Below are 20,006 nucleotides of genomic sequence, written 5' to 3' on the forward strand. Positions count from 1 at the left end.
GAGACATAGAGATCGTGGCACCTTCCACAGGATCGGTGCATCCCGTCCGCTACCTCACCGTTTTTGCGGTGCTCGTAGCGGTTCTGTATGCCCTGGTGTTCTTCACTGGCGACAAGTCCGCGACACCCAAGCTGGGCATCGACCTGCAAGGCGGGACCCGAGTCACCCTCACGGCGCGCACACCCGATGGCAGTAAGCCGACGCCGGACAGCCTGCGTCAGGCGCAGGAGATCATCGAGACCCGTGTGAACGGGCTGGGAGTCTCCGGCTCCGAGGTAGTCATCGACGGTGACAACCTGGTGATCACCGTTCCTGGCGACGACAGTGCTCAGGCGCGTTCGCTCGGTCAGACCGCCCGCCTCTACGTGCGTCCTGTGCAGACGTCGCAGGCGGCGGCTGCCCCCGGCGCGCAGGCTCCCGCCGGCGAAACCCCGGCCGAGCCCACCGGGACACTGGATCCTGGGCCGGCACCGGCACCACAGAACCGTCCGTTCCCGGCCCAGGATCCGTCCGCACCCGCCGAACCGACCCCGTCCGACGAGGCCGCCCCGGCCGACGGCTCCGGGTCCGAGACCGCCGAGGCCGCCGACGAGATCGCAGCGGCACGCGCGAGCAGACAGAGTACGGACCCCGCAGTACAGCAGGCGGCGATGGCGACGCTCGATTGCTCGGTTCCCGACCCGCTGCGGGGAAACGACGATCCGGCGCTGCCCTTGGTGGCGTGCTCCACCGACGGTCAAGCGGTGTACTTGCTCGCGCCGTCGATTATCGACGGGCAGGAGATCGCCGACGCCACGTCCGGCTACAACTCCCAGCAGTCGCGGCACGAGGTGAGCCTGACGTTCAAGACGGAGGGCAGTAACACCTGGGCCGCGTTCACGTCGCAGAACATCGGCAAACAGGCAGCTTTCACCCTCGACTCCAAGGTGGTCAGTGCGCCGGTGGTCCAGGGCGCCACACCCGCCGGCAGCTCCACCTCGATCACCGGTTCGTTCACGGCGGCCAGTGCCAAGGAACTGGCGAACACGTTGAAATACGGCTCGCTGCCCCTCTCGTTCGCAGCATCCGAGGCGGAGACGGTGTCGGCGACGCTCGGTCTCGCCTCGCTCGAGGCGGGTCTGATCGCCGGCCTCGTGGGTCTGATCCTCGTGCTGCTCTACTGCCTGCTGTACTACCGCATGCTCGGGGTGCTCACAGCGTTGTCACTGGTGCTGTCGGGTGTGATGGTGTACGCGATCATGGTTCTGCTCGGCCGGTACATCAACTTCACCCTCGACCTGGCCGGTATCGCCGGTCTGATCATCGGTATCGGTATGACTGCAGACTCGTTCGTGGTGTTCTTCGAAAGAATCAAGGACGAGATGAGGGAAGGCCGGAGTTTCCGGTCGGCGGTTCCCCGCGGTTGGGCTCGGGCGCGCCGCACGATTCTCTCGGGAAATGCGGTGAGCTTCATCGCCGCCGCGGTCCTCTACGTGCTCGCGGTCGGTCAGGTGCGCGGGTTCGCGTTCACGCTCGGCCTGACCACGATCCTCGATGTCGTGGTCGTCTTCCTGGTGACGTGGCCGCTGGTGCACCTGGCGTCGAAGTCGCCGTTCTGGTCCAGGCCGGGCGTCAACGGGCTGGGAGCCGTGCAGCAGATCGCCAAGGAACGTAAGGCTGCCGCAGCGTCGGCGAAGGAGTCACGAGTATGAGCGAATCGACCACGTCCCAGGCCGGATCCCCGGCGGACGCCGAAGCCTCGCTGTCCGACTCGGGTGTCGACCAGGCGTCCATGCCGAAACACAGCCTGCTCTCGCGGCTCTACACCGGAACCGGCGCGTTCGAGATCATCGGGCGGCGACGCTTCTACTACATCCTGACGGGTGTGATCGTGCTCGTCTCCCTGCTGAGCATCCTCGTCCGGGGGTTCACTCTCGGTATCGACTTCGAGGGAGGGTCGCGCATCCAGTTTCCCGCGGGCGACGGAGTCGACACCGAGCAGGTGGAACAGGTGTACAGCGAGGCGCTCGGAACGGATCCCGTCACCGTGCAAACCGTGGGGTCGGGATCGAGCGCAACGGTGCAGATTCGCTCCGAGGCGCTCGACGCGGCCCAGGTGATCACGCTCCAGGACGCGCTGTACGAGGAGTTCCAGCCCAAGGACAGCAACGGCGCGGTGAGTAAGAACACCATCAGCGTCGCGGATGTCAGCGAGACGTGGGGCGGTCAGATCACCCAGAAGGCGCTGATCGCGCTGCTCGTGTTCCTCGTCCTCGTCAGCGTGTACATCGCCGTCCGTTTCGAGCGGGACATGGCGATCGCGGCAATCGTCGCACTGTTCTTCGATATCGCCGTGACCGCGGGCGTGTATTCACTGGTCGGCTTCGAGGTCACGCCCGCGACGGTGATCGGCCTGCTCACGATCCTCGGTTTCTCGCTCTACGACACGGTGGTCGTGTTCGACAAGGTCGAGGAGAACACCCGCGGCATCCTGCACCTGACCCGCCGCACGTACGCGGAGCAAGCGAACCTGGCGGTCAACCAGACGCTGATGCGGTCGTTCAATACCACGCTGATCAGCGTCCTGCCGGTCCTTGCGCTGATGGTGATCGCGGTGTGGATGCTTGGTGTGGGCACCCTCAAGGATCTAGCGTTGGTTCAGCTCGTCGGCATCGTCGTCGGTGCGTATTCGTCGATCTTCTTCGCGACGCCGTTGCTGGTGTCACTCAAGGAGCGGTGGGGTCCCGTGGCTGCACACACACGTAAGGTGCTCGCTCGCCGAGCAGCGCTCGCGGAGGGCGGGTCGGTGAAGACGGCCGCCGCAACGTCCGTGACCGGAGTGAGCGCCGGGGCCACGGCGGGGGCCGCACCGCGGCGTGCCGCCGGCGGTGCGCCCCGGCCCGGAACGCGTCCCACCGGGAAGCGCCACAAGAAGAGGCACTGACATGCGCGCATCGGCCCGAGTTCGAACCCGACACCACCGCGCTGCGGCGGTGTCGGGCGCCGGTCTGCTCGCCACCGTCGTGCTCGCGGGAACGCTCGTCGGATGCTCCGACGAGGGGGAGCAGATCCCGTCCATCGGGTACGCGATCGACAGCACCGTTACCACCTACAACGCCGGGACCGTTGCCGGCTCGGTGTCGGGGGCACGGCAGGCGTTCGCCCGCGTGCTGCCCGGATTCAGCTATACCGGGCCGGAGGGTGGGCCAGTGGCCGACACCGACATCGGCACGGCCAATGCCGTGCCGGGGGACGCGCTGACGGTGCAGTACAAGCTGAACCCCAATTCGGTGTATTCCGACGGAGTTCCGATGTCCTGCGATGATCTCGTGCTCACCTGGGCAGCGAACAGCGGGCGGTTCACCCGACCCGGCGAGGCAACGGTTCCGCTGTTCGATGCGGCCAGTACCGCCGGCTACTCGGACATCGACCGTGTCGACTGCCAGACCGGGGCAAAGGAAGCCACGGTGACCTTCAAGGCGGGGCGAAACTTCACGGATTGGCGGTCGCTGTTCGGGGCGACGTCGATGATGCCCGCCCATGTGGTCGCCCGCGCCGCCGGTGTTCCCGACCTTGTTGCCGCCGTTCAGAATTCGGACAACGAGGCGCTCGCCCGGATCGCAGACTTCTGGAACGACGGATGGACGATGACGCCCGGCGAACTCGATCTCGCCCTCTTCCCCGCGTCCGGTCCTTACAAGGTCGAATCGTTTTCCGCGGACGAAGGTCTGGTGCTGGTGGAGAACGACCGCTGGTGGGGCAATCGTCCCGCCACCTCCCGAATCGTCGTGTGGCCCAAAGCGAGCGATCTGGCGGTGCGCATCGCAGACGAGTCCGTCGAGGTGGTCGACGTGGCCACGGGATCGGTCCCGGACATCGAACTCGGCGGCTTCGACGTGACAGACGTGCCCTCGCGCAGCGTCGAGCAGTTCGTGCTGGCCACGTCGGGGCTGTTCGAGACCCCGGCCGGGCGCCGCGCCTTCGCCTCCTGCCTGCCCCGCGAGGAGTTGGCCGCGCAATTCGGAACGGCCGCGGAGGACGGTGCCGCCGCGGCCTCCGTCGACACCCGGTTCACGGCACCCGACAGCCTCGTGTATGAGTCGGTCGCGGCAACCGCCGGTGGCCGGTACGAGACGCCGGATACGACCGCAGCCACTGCGGCGCTGGCCGAGACCGACAACACCGCGGCCACCGTGCGGATCGGATACCTGGGACCCGATCCGCGCCGTGCCGCGATCGTGGCTGCCGTGGCCGCGGCGTGCGCCCCGGCCGGAATTACCGTGCAGGACGCCGGATCTGAAGAGTTCACTCCGTCGATGCTGCGAGACGGACAGGTGGACGCGCTGCTCGCGGGAACGGCGTCCGCTCCGGGCGCGGCCGGGACTGCGGCGCCGACTACCGCGATGTACGCACTTCGCGGCGGTAGCAGAAACAACTTCGGGGACTATGCCAACGGCCGGGTGGATCAGATCGTCGATCAGCTCGCGGTCGACAGCTCCACCGCAACACAGCTGTCCTTGTCCACCGAGGCCGAGAACATCCTGTGGTCGGAGGTGCCCACCGTGCCGTTGTTCAATCAGCCTCGCACCGTCGGGTTCGCGACGGGTCTGGAGGCCGGAGCGGTCAATCCGACGCGTTCCGGCGCCGGATGGAATATGGACAGGTGGGTTCTGCGGCGGTGACTGACACTTCTTCCGCACATGACGTCGTCACCTGGCTCACCCGGTGGGCGGACGACTTTCCCGAGCCTGGGGTGCGGTTCGCGGACCTCACGCCCGTCTTCTCCGATGCCACCGGATTCCGCGTCGTGGTCGATGCGCTGGCCGCATGCGCGCCGGATGCGGAGGTGATCGCCGCCGTCGACGCGCGAGGATTTCTTCTCGGTGGCGGGGTCGCACGGGAGCTCGGCTCCGGCGTGGTGGCGGTGCGCAAGGCAGGCAAGCTTCCGCCGCCGGTGCTCGCACAGTCGTACACCCTCGAATACGGTACGGCGACGCTCGAAATCCCTGCCGACTCCCTCGGATTGGACGGCCGCTCGGTGCTTGTCGTCGACGATGTCCTGGCCACCGGTGGGACGATCGAGGCCACCGCTCGCCTCCTCGAATCGGCAGGTGCCGTAGTGATCGGTGTGGCGGTGGTTCTCGAGATCGCGGCGCTCGGTGGCAGGACGCGGCTCGGAAAGTACCCGCTCACGTCCCTCGTCACGGTCTGAGTACTAAAGTTGTGCCTGGTGGTGCCGAAAGGCCCAGCTAACCAGTGGTAGGAGGTGACGGCATGACTTCGAATCTCGATCGGTCGCAGAACGCGAAATCCCCTTCGTCTGCACAGTCCGATGCCGAGTCACCTGTAGCGGATCCCGCTTCCGGCAACAGCCGCGGAGCGCAGGGATTCGCCGTTCCGGCGTCTGCATCGCGCCGGGTACGAGCGCGACTCGCCAGGCGTATCACGGGGCAACGGAACGCGACCATCCGGCCGGTTCTCGAGCCCCTCGTCAGTCTGCATCGCGAGCTCTATCCCAAGGCCGATCTGGCCCTCCTCCAGCGCGCGTACGACGTCGCCGAGGAAAAGCACGCCAGTCAGAAGCGCAAATCCGGTGATCCGTACATCACCCATCCACTCGCCGTCGCGAGCATCCTCGCCGAGCTCGGCATGGATACGACAACTTTGGTCGCGGCGTTGCTGCACGACACCGTGGAGGACACCGGGTATTCGCTCGCTCAGCTGACCGAGGAATTCGGCGACGAAGTGGCGCACCTCGTCGACGGCGTCACCAAACTCGACAAGGTCGTTCTGGGTAACGCGGCCGAGGGCGAAACCATCCGCAAGATGATCATCGCGATGGCGCGCGACCCCCGCGTGCTGGTGATCAAGGTGGCGGACCGCCTGCACAACATGCGGACCATGCGGTTCCTGCCGCCCGAGAAGCAGGCCCGCAAGGCACGTGAGACTCTCGAGGTGATTGCCCCGCTGGCGCACCGGCTGGGAATGGCGACCGTCAAGTGGGAGCTCGAGGACCTGTCGTTCGCGATTTTGCATCCCAAGAAGTACGACGAGATTGTGCGGCTGGTCGCCGACCGGGCACCGTCGCGGGATACGTACCTCGCCAAGGTTCGCGCGGAGATCAACGCCACCCTGACGGCGTCGCGCATCAACGCGGTGGTCGAAGGCCGACCCAAGCACTACTGGTCGATCTATCAGAAGATGATCGTCAAGGGGCGCGACTTCGACGACATCCACGACCTGGTCGGTGTGCGGATCCTCTGCGACGAGGTCCGCGACTGCTATGCGGCAGTCGGTGTGGTGCATTCGTTGTGGCAGCCCATGGCAGGCCGGTTCAAGGACTACATCGCGCAACCCCGCTACGGCGTCTACCAGTCGCTGCACACCACCGTGGTCGGACCCGAGGGCAAGCCACTCGAGGTGCAGATCCGCACCCACGACATGCACCGGACCGCCGAATTCGGGATCGCAGCGCACTGGCGGTACAAGGAGACCAAGGGCAAGCATTCCGGCGACGTCGCCGAGGTCGACGACATGGCGTGGATGCGGCAGCTCCTCGACTGGCAGCGTGAGGCCGCCGATCCGGGCGAGTTCCTCGAGTCTCTCCGCTACGACCTTGCGGTCAAGGAGATCTTCGTGTTCACCCCGAAGGGGGACGTGGTCACGTTGCCCGCAGGGTCGACGCCCGTCGACTTCGCCTACGCCGTCCATACCGAGGTCGGGCATCGCTGTATCGGCGCCCGGGTCAACGGGCGGCTGGTCGCGCTCGAGCGCACCCTCGACAACGGAGAAGTGGTGGAGGTCTTCACCTCCAAGGCGGTCAATGCGGGCCCCAGCCGCGACTGGCAGTCGTTCGTTGTGTCCCCTCGGGCGAAGACGAAGATTCGGCAGTGGTTCGCCAAGGAGCGCCGGGAGGAGGCGCTCGAGAACGGTAAGGACGCGATCGCGAAGGAAGTGCGACGCGTCGGTCTCCCGCTGCAGCGACTGATGAACGCCGAATCGATGGCAGCTATCGCACACGAACTCCACTACACGGACGTGTCGATGCTGTACACCGCGGTCGGGGAGAGCCACGTGTCTGCGCAGCATGTGGTGCAGCGACTGGTGGCCCACCTCGGTGGTGTCGGAGACGTGGAGGAGGAGCTGGCCGAGCGGGCCACGCCGTCCACCATGCCGATGCGCCCGCGCAGTACCGGCGACGCCGGTGTCCTGGTTCCGGGAGCGGAAGGAACCGTCGCGAAGCTCGCCAAATGCTGTACCCCGGTTCCCGGCGACGAGATCATGGGCTTCGTCACCCGGGGCGGAGCGGTCAGCGTGCACCGGACCGACTGCACCAACGCCGGGTCTCTCCAGGAGCAATCCGAGCGCATCATCGAGGTCCAGTGGGCGCCGTCACCGTCCTCGGTATTCCTCGTTGCCATCCAGATCGAGGCCCTCGATCGGCACCGGCTGCTCTCCGACGTCACCAAGGCACTCGCGGACGAGAAGGTGAACATCCTGTCGGCGTCGGTGACGACGTCGGGTGACCGGGTGGCCATCAGCAAATTCACCTTCGAGATGGGCGACCCGAAGCATCTCGGCCACGTGCTGAACGTCGTCCGGAACGTGGAGGGTGTCTACGACGTCTACCGGGTGACCTCCGCCGCCTGACAGCTCCGCCCTGTCCAACATGCACGAACGGGACGTTCGTTCGGTCTAACCGAACGAACGTCCCGTTCGTGCGTGACTGGGTACGGGACCGGGCGCCGGGAAGGTCGGGCGGTCAGCCGACCTTTGCCGTCTCGATCTGAACCGGGGTGTTCGGCTTGCCGCCGCCCGCGGACATGGAGCCGTCGTCGCCGTCGGCCGCCACCTTCTCGACCGTTGCGAGGCCCTCCTCGGAGATCGAACCGAACACGGTGTAATTGGGCGGGAGCACCGAGTCGGCGTAGACGAGGAAGAACTGGCTGCCGTTGCTACCCGGCTGTCCGCTGTTCGCCATCGCGACAGTGCCGCGGGGGTAGACCACCGGCTCGGCCAGCGCCGGATCGTTCGCCGCGAACGCCGTTTCGGGATATTCGGTGTCGAACCCGTAGCCGGGACCACCCGTGCCGACGCCGCTCGGATCACCACATTGCAGGACCTGCAAGCCTTGTTCCGTCGTCAAGCGATGGCATGGAGTGTCGTCAAAGTATCCCTGCTCGGCGAGGCTCACGAAGCTGTTCACCGTGCACGGTGCCTCGGCCCGATCGAGGGTCAGTCCGATGGGGCCGGCGCTGGTGGTGAGGTTCACCGCGACGGTGCCTGCGGTGGACACACCGGTGGCGGACGGGGCGGTGACGTCCTTGGCGGGTGGTCGACCCGCCGGGTACGAACAGTCGACGGTTGGCGCGGCGGGGGCCGGGACCGGCGGCAACGTGCCGAATCGGGAGAGGTCGAGCGACTGCGCCGCGGCGCTCGTGGGGGATGCCTTCGAGGAGGTGCCGGTTGCCGAACCGCCCGAGTCGGACGAGTCCGAACAACCGGCGAGGAGGACCGCGAGGCCCACGCCTGCGACGAGAATCGAGGTGCGTTTCATCGGTCCATCCTCACATGTGGCGGCCTCAGTCCATCCGGACGGACTTGATGTCGATCGGCAGGTTCGGCTTGCCGCCGCCCGCCTGCATCGAGGCATCGTCACCGGCGGCCGCGACCTTCTCGATGGTGGCGAGGCCGGTCTCGTCGATGGTTCCGAAAGCGGTGTACTGCGGAGGCAGCTGGGAATCGGCGTAGACGAGGAAGAACTGGCTGCCGTTGCTGCCGGGCCGGCCGCTGTTGGCCATCGCGATGGTTCCGCGCGGGTACGTGACGGGAACCTGCAGCGACGGATCGTCGGCGGGGTACTGGTCGGTGGGGAATTCGTTCGTGAAGCCGTAACCGGGTCCACCGGTACCGGAACCGGTCGGGTCACCACACTGCAGCACCTTGAGGCCTTCGGAAGTGACGAGCCGGTGGCACGGCGTGTTGTCGAAGTAGTTCTGGCTCGCGAGGCTGAGGAAGTTGTTGACCGTGCAGGGGGAGTCGGCGTTGTCCAGCGTCAGTCCGATATTGCCCTGGGTGGTCTCCACGCTGACGCTGACCTCGCTGACCGTGGTGTCGATGTCCTCGGTGCGCGGCGGGTTCACCTGCCTGGCCGGCGGCTGACCGTCCGGGGTGTAGGTGCACGACACCTTCTCGGGGAGCGGCTCGGCGCGTCCTGCGGGCATGACACCGGGCGACTGGGGCGAGGCGGACACCGAGTCGGCGGAGGCTTCGGTCGTGTCGTCGTCACCGTTGGTGAGGGCGAAGACCACTGCGCCGGCCGCCACGACGAGCACTACACCCAGCACCGAGCCGGCAATGGTCAGCTGCTTGCGCTTGCGTGCTCTGTTCGCGCGGCGCTCGAGTTGACGCTCGAGCTTTCGTTTCGCTGCTTCCCGGCGCTGCTCGTTGCTCGGCACTGCGGTGGTCCTCCCGTATCGGTCTTCTCTGGCAGTCGGTCGATATAGCAGTTGGTCGGTGTGATCTACCCCCGGCACACGACCTTCAGAGTCTGCCATCCGAACCTGAGAACGAGCTGGCGGGGCGGCAGCTTAGGCTGTAGCGACTGCAATGATCACTCGAACAGGAGCGTCGCGCGTGCTCGTCACAGGATTTCCGGCCGGGATGTTCCAGACCAACTGCTACATCCTCGCCCAGGACGATGCCCGCGAGTGCGTCGTCGTCGACCCCGGTCAGGATGCTGCCGGCCCGCTGATCGACTTTCTCGCCCAGTCGAATCTCACACCGACGGCGGTGCTGCTCACACACGGTCACCTCGACCATGTCTGGAACGCTCATGAGGTGTGCGACAAGTTCGGCATCCCCGCGTACATCCATCCCGAGGACCGGTACATGTTGTCCGACCCCGGACGGGGCATCGGGCCGACGATGAAACCGTTCATCGAGGGGATGGATTTCGTGGAGCCGAGCGAGGTGATCGAACTGTCGGACGGCGATCGAATCGAGCAGGCGGGCATCTCGTTCGTCGTCGATCACACTCCGGGGCACACACAGGGTTCCGTGGTCTTCCGGACCCGAGTCGAGCAGGAGACCGGTGGGGTCGAGCTCGCACTCACCGGGGACACCCTCTTCCAGGGATCGATCGGGCGCAGTGACCTGCCCGGTGGCAACCACGAACAGTTGTTGCAGTCGATCGCCGACAAGCTTCTGGTCCTCGCCGACGACACGGCGGTGCTGCCCGGGCACGGCGGATCGAGTTCCATCGGGGCCGAGCGCGCATCCAACCCGTTCCTCGTTGGACTCCCGGGATCGAAGTAAGGAAAAGTAGCGACAGTGAGTAAAGCCAGCACCTTCTCCGCCCCCAAGGGCGTTCCCGACTACGTCCCGCCGCAGTCCGCCGAATTCGTCGCGGTCCGCGACGGGCTCACCCGCGCTGCGCGACTGGCCGGCTACGGGCACATCGAGCTTCCCATCTTCGAGGACACCGGACTGTTCGCGCGAGGTGTCGGTGAATCGACGGACGTCGTCAGCAAGGAGATGTACACCTTCGCGGACCGGGGTGATCGATCGGTGACCCTGCGCCCCGAGGGGACCGCGGGCGTGATGCGCGCTGTGATCGAGCACGGTCTCGACCGGGGCCAGTTGCCGGTCAAGTTGAGCTATGCCGGTCCGTTCTTCCGCTACGAGCGTCCCCAGGCGGGACGTTACCGACAGCTGCAGCAGGTCGGGGTCGAGGCCATCGGTGTCGACGACCCGGCCCTGGACGCCGAGGTCATCGCAGTTGCCGACGCCGGGTTCCGGGGTCTCGGGCTCGAGGGCTTCCGGCTGGAAATCACGTCACTCGGTGACGACACCTGCCGGCCCCAGTACCGGGAACGTCTGCAGGAGTTCCTCTTCCGCCTTCCTCTCGACGAGGAGACGCGTCGCCGCGCCGAGATCAACCCCCTGCGAGTTCTCGATGACAAGCGCAAGGAGGTGCGGGAGATGACCGCGGATGCGCCGCTCATGCTCGACCACCTCTCGGATACCGCGAAGGCGCATTTCGACGAGGTCCTTGCCCACCTCGACGCATTGGGCGTGCCGTATGTCATCAACCCGCGGATGGTTCGCGGCCTCGACTACTACACGAAGACCACGTTCGAGTTCGTGCACGACGGTCTCGGCGCGCAGTCGGGCATCGGCGGCGGCGGACGCTACGACGGCTTGATGGCGCAACTCGGCGGTCAGCCGTTGTCCGGCATCGGTTTCGGGCTCGGCGTCGACCGCACCGTCCTGGCGCTTGCTGCGGAGGGCAAGACGGCAGGGTCGACCGCCCGTTGCGAGGTATTCGGGGTTCCGCTGGGCGACGAGGCGAAGGCGAAACTGGTGGTGATCGCCCAGCAGTTGCGCGCGCAGGGCATTCGGGTCGATCTCGCCTACGGCAACCGTGGCGTGAAGGGCGCGATGAAGGCCGCGGACCGTTCCGGTGCCGCACTCGCACTCGTGCTGGGTGACCGCGATATCGCCGAGGGCACCATCGGGATCAAGACTTTGGCCACCGGTGACCAGGAATCGATCTCGGCGACCGATGTCGTCGCGCACGTCGGAGCGATCCTTGGCGCCTGAGCACGATCCGCCGGTGTCACTCGACCTCGTCCCCATCGAGCTGATTGCGCCGCGCCTCAGGCGGGTCGCGATGATCGCCATACTGATCGGCGTGGTCGTCGGTGCCGTGCTGAGCTTCTTCACTCCGTTGTGGCTGGCCGTGGTGGTGGGCGGTGTGATCGCCGTCCCTACCGCCCTGTCGGCCCTCGTCACCCTGCGCCGCAAGGTCCTGCTGGAACACGGTGTCATTTTTTCGACCGGAGGGCTGCGAACCCGTCACGTCGATGTCACGAAGGCGGTGGCGGCCGAGGTGGTGGTGCGCTCGGCTCGGGTCAGCGAAGTGAGTGTCCGCATCACCGATTCCGACGGCGTTCTCGCGGTGCCGTTGGCGTTGTACACCACTGACGGCGGCCGTGAACTGGACGTGCTGGGGCTGCGGAAGCTGGCCGACGCACTGACCACGAGCGAACTGGTGCCGGCCGCAGCGATCGCCTCGGTGCTCATCGAGCAGTTACGTGCCGAGGCGCGCGACGCCGCGCTGACCGAGCGCCCGTTGTTCCGGGCGGTGGAGTTGGTCCGTGCAGCCGGACGAGTTCCGATGACCACACTCACCGATCACGAAGTAGCAGCGCTCGTCGAGTAGACAGACCGAGGTGGGGCGGCAGTGCCTCCGCCCCACCTGCGGCTGTCAGTTCCTGGCGTCGATCTGGCCGTCGTCGAGTTCTTCGCCGCCGATGACGGCCGGAGCCACCATTGGGAGGTCGCCGACGAAGGCGTTGCTGTCGCCCGCGTTCACGAGGTAGCCGGGTGTGGTGCGGCCGCTGAGCTGTTCGTCGCCACCGCGACCCGCCCCCGCCATTCCTGCGCCGCCACCCATCGCGCCCATCGGCCCGCCGGCTGTTCCCACTCCGGTCGTTGTCGACGTGCCGAGTGCTCCTGGCGTGCCCGTGGCAGCCGGAGTCGCCACACCGGCAGCGCTTGGCGGAACGGAACCGGCCACCGGTGCGCGCGGCACGGAAGCGACGCTCCCAGAAGGTGTTCCGGTGCCGGCGCCGTACATGCCGATTCCGGTACCACCTGCGATGCCCACCGAGCCGGGGACACCGTGCGCTGCACCGGCCGGCGCGGGCGAGCCGGACCTGGCCGCGACGGAGTCGGCGGACACGTCACTGGGCGACACACTCGCGGCCTGCGTCGTGGCCGAGACGAGTTGATCGAGGCTGTCGGTAACTGTGGAGACCAACGGGGTACCGACGCTCTCGAGCACGGTGCCCGCGACGGCAAACGGCGACGTCGCCGCTGCGGCGGACGGTCCGGGCGGCGGCGGCACGGGCACCGGTGCCGCGAGGCCGTTCATGGTGAGGGTCTGCTCGTTCAGCTCGGTTCGTGTCTGCGTGACCACTCCGATCGCGGCCTTGATGTGTTCGGCGGCCGACGCGAGAAGCATCGCCTGCCCGGGCGGCGTCATCACCATCGGGGCTGCAGCGACCGCAGTGGAGGCGAATGATTCGGAGATGGTCATCAGATTGGCGTTGCCACGGGCCACCGACGCAGCGGCGGTCTGGGTGGTCCCGGAAATCTGCGTGCCACGCTCGCTCAGCTCTGCGCCGCTTACCTGAGCCTGCTGTCCTTGGACCTGCGCGGCCTGCGCCGCCTGGCTCTGCCAGATCTGATCGAGCGCCTTCAGTCCCGACATGCTGAGCGACATGGCCTGGTCGATCAGTCCGGAGGACATGTCGAGCACCGATGTCGGATCGACGGAGCCGAACGTCCCGGTACCGAACGTGCCCGCGAGGTCGGTGAGTGGCTTGAACAACTCGTCGATTCCCGGCAGTCCGGGCAGGCCTTGTCCCTGGAGGAGGGCCTCCACCGGATTGGGCGGCAACGGCGGAAGAGCAGGCAACGGTGGGAGTTCGGGCAGCGTCGGCACGCTGATCGGGGTGTCGAGTAGCGGGCCGAGCGGCGAACTCTGCAGCGCCTCGAGCGGCGTGCTCGGCAGAGGCGTGTTCACCGCCTCACCGAACGCGGAACCCTGCAGCAGATCCAGGATCGACGGGTGCGCGATGTCGCCGGCGGGCTCGGGAGACGTCATGCGAGGTCTCCGATGGCCCCGCCGATGTCTCCGAGGGCGCCGCTGTTGGCGTCGTCGACGGAATCGTAGGAGTCTGCGGTGGCCCCGGACGCGACAGCGGTGTGAGCGTAGTGGGATGCGAGTTCGGCGACCGACTTGGCGTGGTTGCCCTGCGCCACCGCGAAGGACGCGAGGAAGTCGGCTCCGATCGGACCGAACACCGGCGCCAGCGCGGCGAGGTCGGCACCGAGGTCGATCGCTGCAGCACTACTGATCTGCTCCGCGGCCTGCGCCGCCGTCGCACCGTAACGCCGAATGCCGTCTGTGACGACGAAGACATCGCTCAAGATAACCCCCCAGGTAGTAAGCGTTCGCCAGACTTTATCTCACAGATCCGACGTCGGCGGCCGAAGGTCGCGGGAGGTGCCACCTGCCGTGTGGTCGAGGAGAACCCGCGACTGCGCACGGATCCCGTCGAGTGGCTGTGCCCATCCGAGTGCGCGCAAGCAGGCGTCGGCGAGGAGGGCGGCGGCATCGGTGTTCTCCGGTGCCGGTACCGCTCCGCTTTCGACGTCCGCCCGGGTAGCGATAGCGCTCTCGACGATGCGAAAAGGGAGATCGGTGAGGCCGGGTGCTGATTCGGTGTCGCCGGCCGTGATCTCGGTGAGCGCCTGTTCGGCGCAGTGCTGATAGTGCGAGCGCAGAAGAGTGCGTTGCGCCCGGAACGGGGCGAAGCGTTCGGTGCGTAGCTCGGGCAGGAGGTAGAGGGCGCCGAGATTCCAGCGCGTGCCGGTGAGCTGAGTGACGTCATAGGTGGCGAGTGCGTGCAGGCGCACGACGGCAGGCGCATCGACCTTCTCGAGGACTCGGGCGGCGGCGAGCGCGGGCGACACTGTTTCCTCGAGAAGCGCCACCAGGATCTCCTCCTTGTTGGCGAAGTGGTGATAGAGCGATGCCTGTCTGATGCCCACCATGTCGGCGATCTCGCGCGTGGAGGTGGCAGCAAAGCCCTTGGTGGTGAACAGCTCTCCGGCGGCGTCGAGTATCTCCTCGGGCGTCGTCCGACCCGGCCTGCGTTGACTGGTCAGTCGCGGTCGTCCCGGCCCGGTGCTCACCTACACATGATGTCAGGTCGGTTCTCCACGCTACCGTGGACACCCGCCGTGAGCCTTTCGTCATACCTCCGAAACGTTCGCAACGATCCTGTTACGGCGGGGGCCGATCTGTATACGTCCGCGTCACCCATCCGGTCGGGCGCGAGAGAAAACTATCGATCGACAGATATTGCTCTCGCCGAAGGAGAAGGCCCTTGAGTACACCTACGAGGACTGCGCAAGCGCCGTCCGCACCGGTACTTGCACCTCCTGTTCCGACCGGGGCCGAGAGAATTGACGACTCCGGCGACCTCGGTAAATTCGGCTACGAGCAGCAACTGCACCGGAAACTGGGGAAGTTCGCTTCGTTCGCGGCCGGCTTCTCCTTCGTGTCGATCCTCACGACGATCTTTCAATTGTTCGGTCTCGGTTTCGGATTCGCCGGACCGGCGTTCTTCTGGACGTGGCCGGTAGTATTCGCCGGTCAGTTCATGGTGGCGCTCAACTTCGCCGAATTGGCTGCCCGGTATCCCATTTCCGGTGCCATCTACCAGTGGTCGCGCCGGATGGGCGGGGAGGTGGTGGGCTGGTTCGCCGGATGGTTCATGATCCTGGCGCAGATGGTCACAGCCTCGGCCGCGGCGATCGCACTGCAGGTGGTGCTTCCGAACGTGTGGAGCGGATTCCAGATCATCGGCGAAGACAGCACGTTGACGTCCGCCAGCGGTGCCGCCAACGCGGTCCTGCTCGGATCGGTCCTGCTGGTACTCACCACTTTCATCAACTGCATCGGTGTGAACTGGATGTCGCGCATCAACAACATCGGTGTCACGTGCGAGATCGTCGGAGTCGTCGCTGTGGTCGGCATGTTCTTCACGCACGCGCAGCGGGGACCGCAGGTCGTATTCGACACGGGTGCGGCGGGCACCGACCCCGGTTACGGCTGGGCGTGGATCGTGTCCGGTCTCATGGCCGCCTACGTGATGGTCGGGTTCGGTTCGGCGGGCGAGCTCGCGGAGGAGACGCGGAACCCGCGGCGGGTGGCCCCGCGCACGATCCGGCTGGCGCTGTCTGTTTCGGCGATCGGTGGTGGCCTGATGATCATCGGCGCGCTCATGGCGGCTCCGAGCTTGATCGACGGACGCCTCGCCGCGGAGGGTCTGCCGTACGTGTTGTCGTCGATTCTCAGTTCGCCCTGGGGCACATTGCTTCTGGCCGATGTCGCGGTCGCCGTGTTCGTCTGCACACTCGCCATTCAGACGGCGGCGTCGCGGTTGGTTTTTTCGATGGCCCGCGACGGTCGGTTGCCCGCCTCGCAGATGCTCTCGAAGGTGAACGCTCGCACAGGAACTCCCATCGCACCGTCCGTCCTCATCGGTGTCGTCTGCATTGGGATCCTCGCGGTGAACGTCGGAAACTCCGCGATCTTCGCCACCTTGTCGAGTGTCTGCATCATCCTGATCTACCTCGCGTATCTGATGGTCACGGTGCCCCTCCTGGTTCGCCGCCTGAAGGGCTGGCCGCACGGTGGTCCGCAGGTGGACGCGGACGGCCGGAGTCTTTTCTCGCTGGGACGACTCGGCCTACCCGTGAACATTCTGGCTGTCGGCTACGGCGCCCTCATGGTGGTGAACCTCTCGTGGCCGCGAGCCGAGGTCTTCGACCCGAGCGGTGCCTACCCGCTTCTGCGGTGGGCCGCACCCGTCACGGTCGCCGCTGTGATCGCACTCGGAATTCTGTGCTTCCCGCGCGGCCGCAGCACCCCCAACCCCGTCACGATCGGAGCCTGACATGACCTCAGTGGATACCTCGACCACCACTGCCGCGAAAGAACACGCGCGCGCCCAGGCGGGCGCGATCACCGGATCGATGCCCGTGGTCCCGGCATCGGCGTGGCCGGCGCCCCCAGCCGATGTCGACCCGGCGGCCCTGACGTGGGCCGAGACGGTTCCAGGCGGCCGATACACCAGCAAGGTTCTCGAACGCGGAACACGTGTGCGGTTGCGAGATGTGGAGGGGTTGGCCTGCGCGCACCTTCTGCTGTTCCGCGCAGACGCGCCGTGGGAGCGGTTGAACGTCGCCGACACGGTCAAAGTGCCGTGGCAGGCATATATCGGTGAAGGACATCCGCTGCTGTCGGATCAAGGCAGGTTGCTCGCCACGGTCGTCGCGGACACATCCGGACACCACGACGCGCTGTGCGGCACTACGTCGCTCGCGTCCAACGCTGCGAAGTACGGTGACGGTTCGTTGCATTCACCGTCACCGGCAGGCCGCGAACTCTTCACGGTGGCCGCTGCGAAACACGGGCTCGACCGACGTGATCTGCCACCGTCCCTGTCGTTGTTCCACGGAGTACGAGTCGGCGCGGACGGCTCCCTGAACAGCATCGGTTCGGCGGGACCGGGCGCAGTGGTCGAACTGGTTCTGCATCTCCCACTCGTCGTCCTGATCGCGAATACCGCTCACCCGCTGGACCCGTCACCGACCTTCGACACGACCGCGCTCGAGGTACTCGCGTGGTCGGGCAGACGCATCGAAGAACCCGCAGCAGCCGAACCGGAATACCGGCGGGCATTCCTCAACACAGAAGACATCTGGGCTGCCGCGCAGTCGCAGGGGCAGGAGCAGGCATGACCACCAGCATCGACACCGCCGCCCTGGTACCGGGAACGGTCGTCCTGGACGAAGAAGTCGGGGCCCGCGGGCCGTGGTCCGCCGTCGTCGAGGCCGGTGACGTCCTCACCATCGTCGACCTGTACGGCAATCAGGCCGTGGACACCCTCGTGTACGCCGCAGACGACCACCGGCAGCGGTACTCGGCGGCCGCGACCGTGTCTGCACAGCGCAACCTCTTCCTCACCACCGGAAGTGTCCTGAGATCCGACGACCACGACGCCTTGATGACCCTGGTGGCGGACGAAGTCGGCTCCCACGACACCGTCGGCGGAGCCTGCTCGCAAGAATCGAACACGCTGCGCTACGGCCACCACACCAAACACCAGCACGCGTGCGTGGAGAACTTTCTCGCCGAGGGTTCCAAGTGGGGGATAGCCAAGCGCGACCTCGTGTCGAACATCAACTTTTTCATGAACGTTCCCGTCGAGGCGGACGGGACACTGGGAATCGTCGACGGCCTGTCGGCCCCCGGCAAGCGGCTCGCACTGCGCGCGGAACGAGATGTTCTGGTTCTGGTGTCCAATTGCCCGCAGATCAACAACCCGTGCAACGGTTTCGATCCGACACCGGTGCGCATGATCGTGACACGCCCGACGGGGGTCCGACGATGACCGGCAAAATCACCGTGCTGCGGCCGGGCATGCTCACCACGGTGCAGGACTTTCCGGGCCGGACCGGCTACTGGCACATCGGGGTTCCGCCGTCGGGCCCCATGGACGATCTGTCCTTCCGGCTCGGCAACAGTGCGCTCGGAAACGACGAGGGCGCCGCCGGACTCGAGTGCGCCATGGCAGGTCCCGCCCTGCAGTTCGACAAGGACACGGTGGTGTGTGTGACGGGTGCACCGGCACCGGTCACCGTCGACGGTGTCCTGGCGGCGCAATGGCGCCCGATACACGTACCGGCTGGGGGAGTGCTCGACGTCGGTACCGTGTCCGGTCCCGGACTGCGCATCTACGTGCTGGTGCAGGGCGGTCTCGAGGTCGAGGACTACCTCGGGAGCGCCTCGACGTTCACCCTCGGCAAATTCGGCGGTCACCAGGGCCGGACCCTGCGACAGGGTGACATCCTCGCAATCGGTGACGTGAACGGGTCCGTGAAGGGCATTCCCGCCGAACATGTTCCGGCGATGTGCCGACGTTGGGAGATCGCGGTCACCGAAGGGCCACACGGCGCTCCCGAATTCTTCACCCGGTCCGACATCGACACGTTGTACCGAACCGATTACGAGGTGCATTTCAATTCGGACCGCACCGGGGTGCGGCTGATCGGTCCGAAACCCGACTGGGCCCGGACCGACGGCGGCGAGGCGGGACTGCACCCGTCCAACATTCACGACAACGCGTATTCCGTCGGCGCACTCGACTTCACCGGGGACACCCCGATCCTGTTGGGACCCGACGGACCGAGCCTCGGGGGTTTCGTCTGCCCGGTCACCGTGGTCGCGGCGGAACGATGGAAGCTGGGCCAACTGGCCCCGGGCAACACGGTGCGATTCGTACCCATCAAAGCAAGTAGGGCGGCGTCGACCCGCGCGCTCGGTCCTGCCCGTCGCGCTGCGCACTCCTCGGTGTTCTCCACTACCGGTGACGGCGACGACGGCGTGATCGCCCGCCGCGACGGTGACACCGCCGTCACCTACCGTCGATCCGGCGACGACAATGTCCTGGTCGAATACGGTGACATGACCCTGGATCTTGCTCTTCGGGCCCGGGCCCACGCGCTGCATCAGCGGCTCGAGATCGAGAAGCCGGCCGGCCTTCTGGACCTCACCCCGGGGATCCGTTCGCTGCAAGTCCGGGTCGATCCGGATGTGTTGCCCATTCCCAAGCTCATGGGATTGCTCGGTGAAGCGGAGGACGCATTGCCCGCGGCGAACGAGCTCGTCGTTCCGAGTCGGTCCGTTCGGATGCCGCTGTCCTGGGACGACCCCTCGACCCGGGAAGCAATCCAGCGGTACATACACGGAGTTCGCGCCGACGCCCCCTGGTGCCCGTGGAACATCGAATTCATCCGCCGCATGAACGGTCTCGGCAGTGTCGACGACGTATTCGACACCGTGTTCGGCGCCGAATACATGGTGCTCGGTCTCGGCGATGTCTACCTCGGCGCGCCCGTGGCGACACCCCTCGACCCGCGTCATCGGCTCGTGACAACGAAGTACAACCCGGCACGCACCTGGACCCCCGAGAACGCGGTCGGGATCGGCGGGGCGTACCTGTGCATCTACGGAATGGAAGGACCCGGAGGATACCAGTTCGTCGGCCGCACGACCCAAGTGTGGAACCACCGCCACCCCGAGAAGTCCGGTCCGTTCGAGGACGGAACTCCATGGTTGCTTCGCTTCTTCGACCGGATCTCCTGGTACCCCGTGGAACCGGAGGAACTGATGGATCTGCGGTCTGACGTCGCGGCAGGGCGCGGGGGTGGCATCGACATCACCGACGGCACATTTTCGCTCGCCGATCATGAGCGGTTTCTCAGCGCGCACACCGATTCGATCAGGGAATTCCGCGCCGGGCAGACCGTCGCCTTCGCCGCCGAACGGCAGAGATGGTCCGCGGCGGGGGAATTCACGACAGTGGGGTGAGGAGGGCCCT

General features: G+C 66.5%; 17 protein-coding genes. 12 read left to right on the plus strand and 5 right to left on the minus strand.

The genetic code is table 11. The annotated features are described in order from the left end of the window. The first annotated feature begins 14 nt into the window (after nucleotides 1–14). The 5 genes from secD to HYG77_RS30270 all read left to right on the plus strand — a co-directional run bounded on the left by secD (nucleotide 15) and on the right by HYG77_RS30270 (nucleotide 7,629). On the plus strand, nucleotides 15–1,691 hold the full coding sequence (gene secD / locus HYG77_RS30250; protein WP_208961430.1) for a protein translocase subunit SecD: 1,677 nt from the start codon (nucleotides 15–17) through the stop codon (nucleotides 1,689–1,691). Further along, on the plus strand, nucleotides 1,688–2,923 hold the full coding sequence (secF, locus tag HYG77_RS30255; protein ID WP_208961431.1) for a protein translocase subunit SecF: 1,236 nt from the start codon (nucleotides 1,688–1,690) through the stop codon (nucleotides 2,921–2,923). The genes secD and secF overlap by 4 nt, the downstream gene beginning before the upstream one ends. Before the next feature lies 1 nt (nucleotide 2,924). Then, nucleotides 2,925–4,661, plus strand: a complete 1,737-nt coding sequence (locus HYG77_RS30260) for an ABC transporter substrate-binding protein (protein ID WP_109330552.1) — start codon at nucleotides 2,925–2,927, stop codon at nucleotides 4,659–4,661. After that, nucleotides 4,658–5,191, plus strand: a complete 534-nt coding sequence (locus HYG77_RS30265) for an adenine phosphoribosyltransferase (RefSeq protein ID WP_208961432.1) — start codon at nucleotides 4,658–4,660, stop codon at nucleotides 5,189–5,191. The genes HYG77_RS30260 and HYG77_RS30265 overlap by 4 nt, the downstream gene beginning before the upstream one ends. 62 nt (nucleotides 5,192–5,253) lie before the next feature. Beyond that, complete coding sequence (locus HYG77_RS30270; protein ID WP_109330548.1) at nucleotides 5,254–7,629, plus strand: RelA/SpoT family protein; 2,376 nt, start codon at nucleotides 5,254–5,256, stop codon at nucleotides 7,627–7,629. 112 nt (nucleotides 7,630–7,741) lie between these two features. On the opposite strand, the gene HYG77_RS30275 is transcribed toward HYG77_RS30270, so the two are convergent. Together HYG77_RS30275 and HYG77_RS30280 are read right to left on the minus strand one after the other, a co-directional pair. After that, nucleotides 7,742–8,536 (minus strand): peptidylprolyl isomerase, encoded by a 795-nt coding sequence (locus tag HYG77_RS30275; RefSeq protein ID WP_208961433.1) that lies wholly within the window; start codon nucleotides 8,534–8,536, stop codon nucleotides 7,742–7,744. Nucleotides 8,537–8,561: 25 nt separating this feature from the next. Next, nucleotides 8,562–9,437: a peptidylprolyl isomerase gene (locus HYG77_RS30280; RefSeq protein ID WP_109330544.1), complete on the minus strand. Its 876-nt coding sequence runs from the start codon at nucleotides 9,435–9,437 to the stop codon at nucleotides 8,562–8,564. Between the two features lie 178 nt (nucleotides 9,438–9,615). Between HYG77_RS30280 and HYG77_RS30285 the strand changes: the two genes are divergently transcribed. From HYG77_RS30285 to HYG77_RS30295, 3 genes are read left to right on the plus strand one after another with little or no spacing between them, the layout of a single operon-like run. After that, on the plus strand, nucleotides 9,616–10,296 hold the full coding sequence (locus HYG77_RS30285; RefSeq protein WP_208961434.1) for an MBL fold metallo-hydrolase: 681 nt from the start codon (nucleotides 9,616–9,618) through the stop codon (nucleotides 10,294–10,296). 15 nt (nucleotides 10,297–10,311) lie between these two features. Further along, entirely contained in the window at nucleotides 10,312–11,583 is a 1,272-nt protein-coding gene (gene hisS, locus HYG77_RS30290) for a histidine--tRNA ligase (RefSeq protein WP_109330540.1), read from the plus strand. Beyond that, nucleotides 11,546–12,205 (plus strand): hypothetical protein, encoded by a 660-nt coding sequence (locus HYG77_RS30295; RefSeq protein ID WP_208961435.1) that lies wholly within the window; start codon nucleotides 11,546–11,548, stop codon nucleotides 12,203–12,205. Before hisS ends, HYG77_RS30295 begins: the two co-directional genes overlap by 38 nt. A gap of 45 nt (nucleotides 12,206–12,250) precedes the next feature. Here the strand turns inward: HYG77_RS30295 and HYG77_RS30300 are convergent, their stop codons facing one another. From HYG77_RS30300 to HYG77_RS30310, 3 genes are read right to left on the minus strand one after another with little or no spacing between them, the layout of a single operon-like run. After that, nucleotides 12,251–13,654: a hypothetical protein gene (locus HYG77_RS30300; RefSeq protein ID WP_208961436.1), complete on the minus strand. Its 1,404-nt coding sequence runs from the start codon at nucleotides 13,652–13,654 to the stop codon at nucleotides 12,251–12,253. Continuing rightward, entirely contained in the window at nucleotides 13,651–13,980 is a 330-nt protein-coding gene (locus HYG77_RS30305; RefSeq protein ID WP_208961437.1) for a type VII secretion target, read from the minus strand. Before HYG77_RS30305 ends, HYG77_RS30300 begins: the two co-directional genes overlap by 4 nt. A gap of 39 nt (nucleotides 13,981–14,019) precedes the next feature. Beyond that, nucleotides 14,020–14,748, minus strand: coding sequence for a TetR/AcrR family transcriptional regulator (locus HYG77_RS30310; RefSeq protein WP_109330532.1), 729 nt, complete (start codon nucleotides 14,746–14,748; stop codon nucleotides 14,020–14,022). A gap of 272 nt (nucleotides 14,749–15,020) precedes the next feature. On the opposite strand from HYG77_RS30310, the gene HYG77_RS30315 reads away from it, so the two are divergent. Genes HYG77_RS30315 through HYG77_RS30330 form a run of 4 tightly spaced genes read left to right on the plus strand, consistent with a single transcriptional unit; the run spans nucleotide 15,021 to nucleotide 19,996 of the window. Next, the gene (locus HYG77_RS30315) at nucleotides 15,021–16,517 is read left to right on the plus strand and encodes an amino acid permease (protein ID WP_208963573.1); all 1,497 of its coding nucleotides are present in this window, start codon (nucleotides 15,021–15,023) and stop codon (nucleotides 16,515–16,517) included. Nucleotide 16,518: 1 nt separating this feature from the next. Next, on the plus strand, nucleotides 16,519–17,364 hold the full coding sequence (locus HYG77_RS30320; protein ID WP_109330530.1) for an urea amidolyase associated protein UAAP1: 846 nt from the start codon (nucleotides 16,519–16,521) through the stop codon (nucleotides 17,362–17,364). Further along, entirely contained in the window at nucleotides 17,361–18,017 is a 657-nt protein-coding gene (locus tag HYG77_RS30325) for an urea amidolyase associated protein UAAP2 (protein WP_109330528.1), read from the plus strand. The genes HYG77_RS30320 and HYG77_RS30325 overlap by 4 nt, the downstream gene beginning before the upstream one ends. Continuing rightward, nucleotides 18,014–19,996 carry a 5-oxoprolinase/urea amidolyase family protein gene (locus tag HYG77_RS30330; RefSeq protein WP_208961438.1) on the plus strand — a complete coding sequence of 661 codons (1,983 nt, stop codon included), beginning with the start codon at nucleotides 18,014–18,016 and terminating at the stop codon, nucleotides 19,994–19,996. The genes HYG77_RS30325 and HYG77_RS30330 overlap by 4 nt, the downstream gene beginning before the upstream one ends. The last annotated feature ends 10 nt before the right edge of the window (nucleotides 19,997–20,006 follow it).

Origin of the sequence: Rhodococcus sp. ZPP (assembly GCF_017656075.1) — a bacterium.
GTDB lineage: Bacteria > Actinomycetota > Actinomycetes > Mycobacteriales > Mycobacteriaceae > Rhodococcus_F > Rhodococcus_F oxybenzonivorans.